The 1,372-nt window shown below is 45.9% G+C and carries 3 protein-coding genes; all 3 read left to right on the forward strand.

Annotated elements, in window-relative coordinates; all coding sequences use genetic code 11:
* On the forward strand, positions 1 to 276 hold a 276-nt coding region (locus E1163_RS30205), incomplete at its 5' end, for a hypothetical protein (RefSeq protein ID WP_185155892.1).
* A 262-nt stretch (positions 277 to 538) separates the two neighbouring features.
* Positions 539 to 1,114, forward strand: coding sequence for a hypothetical protein (locus tag E1163_RS30850; RefSeq protein ID WP_221417879.1), 576 nt, complete (start codon positions 539 to 541; stop codon positions 1,112 to 1,114).
* Positions 1,115 to 1,174: 60 nt separating this feature from the next.
* On the forward strand, positions 1,175 to 1,372 hold a 198-nt coding region (locus E1163_RS00460), incomplete at its 3' end, for a hypothetical protein (RefSeq protein WP_155168562.1).

A 1,372-nucleotide genomic window follows, 5' to 3' on the forward strand; every position in this document is an offset into this window, starting at 1 on the left:
ACTTTCTCCGCCCTCTACAAAACCCAGCAATTCAAAACCCTAAACGACCTCTACCACTTCCTCGATGAAAACGGCCTTCACATACCCCACAATAAAAGCGATCCAAAGAACCAAACGGATCCTCATACTTACAGAAAGCAGTATTTAAAACAGGCGGATGGGGTAGAGGTAGAGAGGGTTGAGAGTGATTTTAATGGTGTGAAGTTGGATAGTGTGCGGGTTGGGAAGGAGCCTTTGCGGTTTGATGTGGGAGTGGGGGAAGAGGGGGGTAATTGAGTTAGCCTAGGAGCGATCCTGAGACCTAAATGAAGTAGGGTGTCCACCTGCGTTTTACATTAGATGCCCTTCAAACCCCCGCTGTTACATATATCCTTCATTCTGTTACATAATTCACAACCACATTTATCCTCACCTGATAGCTTTGTAACAACAAGACTCAATTGCTCATGGACAGACGTTTTTATCAATTTCTGAATCAATGAAGCAGGCCTTGAGACAGTCCCTGTTTTAAAATCTATTCATCAAATACCATAAGATCATGAAAAACCAAAACATAGTTATTTATCTGCTTTGCCTAACGATTAGTTCATTACTATTCTCAGCTTGTGCTGAAGATGGGGACCCCGGGCCACAAGGGCCTCAAGGGCCTCAGGGTGAACCAGGAGAGCAAGGAGAAAAAGGTGCTCAGGGTGAACAAGGGGAACCGGGTACAGCCAATGTGATGTACTCCGATTGGGTAGTTTTTGATTGGAATCTGGAAAATTTCAGCACGGTTAAAGTCCATCAACTGGATATACCTGAATATTCCGAAGAGTTTGTAGAGCAAGGTGGAGTTATTCTGGTATACCATAAAGCCTCTCCGGTAGGAACCTTGCCATTTGTACAACAACTACCGGTTCATGCTGAATATAGCCTCACCTACACCGCTTATGTGCCAGGCTATATAAGAGTGAGAGCTAGTTTAAACAGTGCATCTGGTTTTGCCGGTATTATTACCAATGGTGAATTCCGCTACATCCTGATCCCCGGAGGCGTAAATCTAAATGGCAGGCAGAGCGACTATTCTTACCTAAGTTATAGAGAAATTAAGCAGATGTTTCATCTCCCGGATTGACCTGGCCTGGAAGGCACCCTCCATCCCGGTGAACTAATCGAGTACACCACAGAAGGAGGGATGCCAGACGGCAAAGAGCACTACCCCGAACCCAACGGAGGACTGGTAGGCACCCTAGAATACACCTTCATCTTAAGCCCCTCATCCCTTGACAACCGGTTCGAAGACAGCCTCAAAGTATTTTCCTCCTACAAAACCGGCTACAGCCACATCACGCTCACAGAATCTACTTTCTCCGCCCTCTACAAAACCCAGCAA

The organism is Fulvivirga kasyanovii (assembly GCF_009711405.1).
Lineage (GTDB): Bacteria > Bacteroidota > Bacteroidia > Cytophagales > Cyclobacteriaceae > Fulvivirga > Fulvivirga kasyanovii.

What these genes read in the sequence shown, in the direction of transcription:
- E1163_RS30850 (WP_221417879.1), top strand. Translation starts at nt 539, where the DNA reads ATGAAAAACCAAAACATAGTTATTTATCTGCTTTGCCTAACGATTAGT.